Origin of the sequence: Paenibacillus terrae, assembly GCF_005217525.1 — a bacterium.
In the GTDB taxonomy this organism is placed as follows: Bacteria; Bacillota; Bacilli; order Paenibacillales; family Paenibacillaceae; genus Paenibacillus; species Paenibacillus terrae_C.
This window is the reverse complement of sequence record NZ_PNXQ01000005.1, coordinates 1,618-2,023: the sequence shown is the minus strand read 5'-3', so window position 1 is coordinate 2,023 and position 406 is coordinate 1,618. Positions and strand designations below refer to the sequence as shown.

1 pseudogene is annotated in these 406 nt (G+C 40.9%); it reads right to left on the bottom strand.

What is annotated here, in order from left to right:
- Positions 1 to 406: pseudogene (locus C1I60_RS03360) on the bottom strand (DNA-binding protein); the annotation flags it as partial.

Genomic DNA, 406 nt, shown 5'->3' with positions numbered 1-406 from the left:
CGCCTCCAACTGATAATGCTCAGGAAGCAAATTACGATATGGTGTAAATTCCAATACGAACTCAAGACTCTTTTCCAAGTCAGACATTGTATAAGCTTTAAACCTTTTATATTGACTTATAGCCAACCGCTCCGAATGACGATATTTTTCATTTTCGATTACACATTCATAAAAAGGAACTGATTCCTTTTCCTTTCCTTCTGCGTGTAATTCTTCTGCAAGCTCAAATATGGTCGGCACATAGGACAAATCCTCTGTCAGCCTCAACAATACCTTTTGGATGAAGTCCTGTCTTCCTAACTCCACACAACGCAACAGAAACGGCTTGATCCGTTTCCAGTGCCCTTTTCCTTCGTAAAAGCATTCATCTATGTACAACTCATACAGCCAGCCTTCGGGATACCCT